A 6,285-nucleotide genomic window follows, 5' to 3' on the forward strand; every position below is an offset into this window, starting at 1 on the left:
CTTACGCCGCGAGCAGCGAGCGCAGCACGAACGGCAGAATACCGCCGTGCTTGTAGTAGTCGACTTCGATCGGCGTGTCGATGCGCAGCAGCACCTGCACGCGCTGATCCTTGCCGTCCTTGTGGTGGATCACGAGCGTCAGATCCTGTTGCGGCTTGAAGTCGTCCGTCAGGCCTTCGACATCGAACGTTTCTTCGCCGGTCAGGCCGAGCGACTGGACGCTGTCCGAACCCTTGAACTGCAGCGGCAGAACGCCCATGCCAACGAGGTTCGAGCGGTGGATACGCTCGAAGCTGCGTGCGACCACGGCCTTCACGCCCAGCAGCTGCGTGCCCTTGGCTGCCCAGTCACGCGACGAGCCCGTGCCGTACTCTTCGCCTGCGAACACCATGGTCGGCGTGCCCGCGTCGATGTACTTCATCGCTGCATCATAGATCGAGAGCTGTTCGCCGCTCGGCTGATGGATCGTCAGGCCGCCTTCCACGCGCGTGCCGTCGGCCTTCGCCGGGATCATCAGGTTCTTGATACGCACGTTCGCGAAGGTGCCGCGCATCATCACGTCGTGGTTGCCGCGGCGCGAGCCGTAGCTGTTGAAGTCGGCCTTCTGCACGCCGTTTTCCTTCAGCCACTTGCCTGCGGGCGAGTCTTCCTTGATCGAGCCGGCCGGGCTGATGTGGTCGGTCGTGACCGAGTCACCGAAGATGCCCAATGCGCGCGCGCCCTTGACTTCGGCCACCGACGACGACGGCGTCATCGAGAAGTCGTTGCCGAAGAACGGCGGTTCGGCGATGTAGGTCGACTTCGGCCAGTCGTAGACCTGACCTTCTTCGCCTTCGATCTTGCTCCACAGGTCGCCCTTCTTCGTGAGCTGGCTGTAGTTCTTCTGGAACGCGTCCGGATCGAGCGCGAACTTGAGCAGCGCGTTGACTTCGTCGCTCGTCGGCCAGATGTCGCCGAGGTAGATGTCACGGCCGCCCTTGCCCTTGCCCACCGGTTCCGTCATCAGGTCGCGCGTGATGTTGCCCGCGATCGCGTAGGCGACGACCAGCGGCGGCGAGGCCAGGAAGTTCGCGCGGATGTTCGGGTGGATACGCGCTTCGAAGTTGCGATTGCCCGAGAGCACCGCCGCCGCGACGACGTCGTTCGTGACGATCGATTCGTTCAGTTCGGGCGTCAGGTCGCCGGCGTTGCCGATACAGGTCGTGCAGCCATATGCCGCGAGTTCGAAGCCGAGCTTCGAGAGGTACGGCAGCAGGCCCGTCTTCGTCAGATATTCCGTGACGATGCGCGATCCCGGCGCGAGCGACGTCTTGATGTGCGGTGCGACCATCAGGCCCGCTTCGACGGCTTTCTTCGCGAGCAGACCGGCGGCCAGCAGCACGCTCGGGTTCGACGTGTTGGTGCACGACGTGATCGCGGCGATCAGCACGTCGCCGTTGTGCAGCTTGACCTTGTCGCCCGCCGCGTATTCGGCGGAGAGGTCGGCGGCCTTCTTGTTGAAGCCGTTTTCTGCGACCGGCTTCGAGAACAGGTCCGTGAAGGTCGACTTCACGTTGCCGATTTCGATGCGGTCTTGCGGGCGCTTCGGACCGGCCAGCGACGGCGCGACCGTGCCAAGGTCGAGGACGAGCGTCTTCGTGTAGTCGATGTCGCCGGCCTTCGGCACGCCGAAGAGATCCTGCGCCTTGAAGTAGTTCGCGAATGCCGCGATTTCTGCTTCCGTGCGGCCCGTGCCCTTGAAGTAGTCGATCGTCTTTTCGTCGACGGGGAAGAAGCCCATCGTCGCGCCGTATTCCGGCGCCATGTTGCCGATGGTCGCGCGGTCGGGCACGCCGATCGACGCCGTGCCTTCGCCGAAGAACTCGACGAACTTGCCGACGACCTTCTCCTTGCGCAACATTTCGGTGATGGTCAGCACGAGGTCGGTGGCCGTGCAGCCCTCGCGCAGCTTGCCCTTGAGTTCGACGCCCACCACATCAGGCGTGAGGAAGTACACCGGCTGACCGAGCATGCCGGCTTCCGCTTCGATGCCGCCTACGCCCCAGCCCACCACGCCGATGCCGTTGATCATCGTGGTGTGGCTGTCGGTGCCGACGAGCGTGTCCGGGTAGTAGACGGTATCGGCGCCTTCAGCCTTCTTGTGCACGCCGCGTGCGAGGTATTCCAGGTTCACCTGGTGGACGATGCCGATGCCCGGCGGCACGACCTTGAACGTGTCGAACGCCTGCATGCCCCACTTCATGAACTGGTAGCGCTCGTTGTTGCGCTGGAATTCCAGTTTCATGTTCAGGTCGAGCGCGTCCTTCTGCCGGAAGTAGTCGATCTGGACCGAGTGGTCGACGACGAGATCCACCGGCACGAGCGGCTCGATGACCTTCGGGTCACGGCCGACCTGCTTGGCCACGCCGCGCATGGCGGCGATGTCCGCGAGCAGCGGCACGCCCGTGAAGTCCTGCAGCACGACGCGGGCGACCACGAGCGGGATTTCGTCGACGCGCGAGGCGTTCGGCTTCCAGTTCGCGAGTTGCTCGATGTGCTCTTCCGCGATCTTCTTGCCGTCGTAGTTACGCAGCACAGACTCGAGCACCAGACGAATCGAGACCGGCAGACGATTGATCTTCACGCCAAGCTGCTTGCCGAGTTGCGGCAGCGAGTAGAACTTGCCTTTGCCGGAACCGCTGTCGAATTCTTTTAGCGTTTTGTGGAGATTGTGGGCCATAGTGTTTTCCTTCGTTTAATCGCGGAAATAACGCTTACTGCTCGTTTGCTGCTGTCACGGATACCTGCCTGATTGCTCAGATCACATACATGTCGACGTACTCGTTGACGGGCAGGGCGCAAAGCCGCGCTTCGTCGAGCGAGACATCGAGAATCGCCTGCTGCTGCTTCGCGGGGAAGCGGCGCGCGAGGTTGATTCGAAACTTTTCGATCAACAGCGGAATGCCTTCTTCGCGGCGCCGCTTGTGGCCGATCGGGTACTCGACTACGACCTCGCCGAGCGTCGTGCCGTCCATGAGCTCTATGGTGAGCGCATTCGCGATCGAGCGCTTGTCCGGATCGTGATAATCCTTCGTGAACTGCGGGTCTTCCACGCATACCGTCTTCGCGCGCAGCGCGTCGATGCGCGGGTCGATCGCAATGTCGTCTTCGTAGTCGGAGGCGGTGAGGCGGCCGAAGATCAGCGGCACGGCGACCATGTACTGGATACAGTGGTCGCGATCGGCCGGGTTGGCAAGCGGGCCGCTTTTGTCGATGATGCGGATGGCCGCTTCATGCGTGCGGATGGTGATGCACTTGATGTCCCCAGCCGTCCTGCCTTGCTGCGCGAGCACGCCGTGCAGCGTCATCGCGGCTTCGGCGGCGGTCTGCGCGTGGAATTCGGCGGGGAACGAAATCTTGAACAGCACGTTTTCCATGACATACGTGCTGTAGGGGCGCTGAAACCTGAACGGCTGTCCCTTGAACGAGACGTCGTAGAAGCCCCACGTTTTTGCCGTGAGCGCCGAGGGATAGCCCATCTCGCCCGTTTTCGCCATGAGCGCGAGGCGCACGGCGCGCGAGGTGGCGTCGCCCGCGGCCCACGACTTGCGCGAGCCCGTATTGGGCGCGTGGCGGTAGGTGCGCAGCGACTGGCCGTCGACCATCGCGAGCGAAACGGCGTTGATCAGCTCGTCGCGGGTGAGCGCGAGCATTTGTCCGACCACGGCGGTCGAGGCGAGCTTGACGAGCAGCACATGGTCGAGACCGACCTGATTGAACGAGTTTTCCAGCGCAATGCAGCCCTGGATCTCGTGCGCCTTCACCATGCCTTCGAGCACGTGCTTCATGGTGAGCGGCGCTTTGCCCTGAGCGATGGCGGTGCGCGAGAGCCAGTCGGCGGTCGCGAGGATCCCGCCCAGGTTGTCCGACGGATGGCCCCATTCGGCGGCGAGCCATGTGTCGTTGAAGTCGAGCCAGCGGATCATCGCGCCGATGTTGAACGCGGCCTGAACCGGATCGAGCTGGAATGGCGTGCCCGGCACCTTCGCGCCGTGCGGGACGATCGTGCCCGGCACGATCGGTCCCAGCAACTTGGTGCAGGCGGGGTAGGAGAGCGCCTCGAGTCCGCAGCCGAGGGTATCGATCAGGCAATGCCGGGCCGTCGTCAGCGCGAGCGCGCTGTCAACCCCGTCTTTGGCAAACGCGCCGAGCACATAGTCGACGATATCGACCAGTACCTGGTCCGGTTGCGGCCTGACGTTGGAGATCAGGGCGGACATCGAGGCGATCCTGCGGTCCTTACTGGCCCGCGGCGCCGCTGGCGGCTGCCGGAGCGCGGTTAGCCGGATTCAGCGCTTGAGCCTGGGTCGGCGCCATTGCGCCTTGCTGCATTGCAACAGTCTTGCACTCGTCGGCCAGACGCGAGCTGTCCTTGTCCGAGAACAGCATGGCCTTCGTCGGGATCACGACGAGGTCGAGGCCGGTGGCGGCGTCGTGGAAGCGGTCGGCGCCCGTGGTCGTGACCTGACGCGGCAGGTTGTAGTTCTTGTTCGCCCAGTGAACGGTGACGATCTGGTCACGCGCCATGTCGCCCTTCAGGTCGAATTGTGCGCCTTCAGCGCAGGTCCAGTGCTCCGAGCCGTCCGGGACCGGATCGACCTTCGCTTCCTTGGCCGGGTTGGCCTTGCGCTTGATGATGCGATGCTTCGGAGCCGGCTTCTTGGCGGTCGTGGTCGACGTGCCTTGTGCGGCGGCGTCGGTGGCGGCCAGCATCAGCGTCGAGGACAGGGTGCCGATGACAGCGGCGATCAGCAGTTTCTTCATGAGTGTCAAACCTTTATCTATCTAAAAGCGGTTGATCAGTGCGCGGTTGAACAGGCAACCGCCGTTTGCACTGCGCGCGCCCCGAAAGCACGCAGCGGACGCTATTTTCACCTATTTATCGCCATGAACTTCAATTTCTCCGGCCCGGTGTTGTTTGCGTCTTGGTTCGCAAGTAACTGCCTGTAACTGTCCGTGACTGCCGTCGCTGCGCTATGCGGCGCGAGATCCGTTTCGTTGCCGTGGCGCAATACGTTGAAAACGTTTTCGGCGTCCGTTCGCGGCGTGCATCAGGCCGACTCCTGCGTCAGGTCGCCCGGCGTAGCGACGCCCGGCGTATCGACGCCCGGCGTCTCGACGCCCGGCGTCTCGACGCCCGGCGCGAACAGCGGCGCCGCGTCGAACGGCACGGCGCGGCCCGTGGCGCGCGCGCGGCGCAGCACCGACCAGTAGTAGCGGTAGCTCGCGCGGTCGTGCAGCGTGTCGCCATGGCGTGTCGGACCCCATTGCGCGTACTGCGCGGCCAGCAGGATTTCGGCGGCCAGGACGATTTCTTCCTCGCGCGGCGCGAAAGCGGCCACGATCGCGGGAATCTGCGCCGGGTGAATGCTCCACATGCGCGTGTAGCCGAACTCGTTGCGTGCGCGGCGCGCGTCGTTCGCCACCACGTCCATGTCGCGCACTTCCGTACTCACGTTGTGCGAGGGCACGCGGCCGAACGCGTGGCACGCGGCCGCGATTTCGAGCTTCGCGCGGCGCACGAGCGGGTGGTCGAACTGTCCGGGCGAGCGCATGGCCGTGTCGGGAATCGCGCCGTCGTGCGCGGAGACGAAGTCCATCAGCCCGAAGCTCAGCGACTCCACGCCGCGCAGCGCGGCGAGGTCGAACACGCGCGCGAGGGCGCCATGCGTTTCGACGAGCAATTGAACGGGAATGGGTTTGTCGATGCCCATCTCGACGCGCGTGGCCTCGATGAACGCCGTCATTTCGGCGGCGTCGCCCACAGCGCGGATCTTCGGCAGGGTGATGAAGGCCGGCGCGCGCTTCGCGGCGCGCAGAATCATGCGCACGTCGTCGCGCCAGTGCGGGTGATGGAAATCGTGGATGCGCACGCCGACGCGGCCAAAGCGGTCGTGTTCGCCGCCGATGAGCGACGCCACGAGTTCGGCGTGTTCGGCCTCGCGGCCGACCTGCGCGCCGTCTTCGCAATCGAGCGTGATGTCGAATACCGGGCCCAACTGCTGCTGCAGCGCGAGCGATTTGAGCATCAGCTTCTCACTGCCCGCGTAGTGGTCGCATGCGGGCAGGATGGCGGGCGGCGCTTCGCCGTCAAACAGCACTTCTGCTGGCAGAATGGCGCGCATCTTCGGCGTCGGGAGTCGAGTTTTGTAGGAGATACCGGATTCGGATGCGTCCTGCTGGCAACGTGGTCAGGGCAAGGCGCATGCGGATCGGGGGGCCCGCCTAGGGGGGCCCGCCTAGGGG

4 protein-coding genes are annotated in these 6,285 nt (G+C 64.3%); all 4 read right to left on the minus strand.

All coding sequences use genetic code 11. The features are described 5' to 3' along the window. Nucleotide 1 precedes the first annotated feature (1 nt). The 4 genes from acnA to M3A49_RS29785 all read right to left on the minus strand — a co-directional run bounded on the left by acnA (nucleotide 2) and on the right by M3A49_RS29785 (nucleotide 6,164). Nucleotides 2–2,719, minus strand: coding sequence for an aconitate hydratase AcnA (acnA, locus tag M3A49_RS29770; RefSeq protein ID WP_266232195.1), 2,718 nt, complete (start codon nucleotides 2,717–2,719; stop codon nucleotides 2–4). A gap of 76 nt (nucleotides 2,720–2,795) precedes the next feature. Continuing rightward, nucleotides 2,796–4,259, minus strand: a complete 1,464-nt coding sequence (locus tag M3A49_RS29775) for a bifunctional 2-methylcitrate dehydratase/aconitate hydratase (RefSeq protein ID WP_266232196.1) — start codon at nucleotides 4,257–4,259, stop codon at nucleotides 2,796–2,798. A gap of 19 nt (nucleotides 4,260–4,278) precedes the next feature. Further along, nucleotides 4,279–4,803 (minus strand): hypothetical protein, encoded by a 525-nt coding sequence (locus tag M3A49_RS29780; protein WP_266232197.1) that lies wholly within the window; start codon nucleotides 4,801–4,803, stop codon nucleotides 4,279–4,281. Nucleotides 4,804–5,090: 287 nt separating this feature from the next. Further along, on the minus strand, nucleotides 5,091–6,164 hold the full coding sequence (locus M3A49_RS29785) for an HpcH/HpaI aldolase/citrate lyase family protein (RefSeq protein WP_266232198.1): 1,074 nt from the start codon (nucleotides 6,162–6,164) through the stop codon (nucleotides 5,091–5,093). Nucleotides 6,165–6,285 lie beyond the last annotated feature (121 nt).

It is taken from the genome of Paraburkholderia sp. CNPSo 3076 (assembly GCF_026343935.1).
GTDB lineage: Bacteria > Pseudomonadota > Gammaproteobacteria > Burkholderiales > Burkholderiaceae > Paraburkholderia > Paraburkholderia nodosa.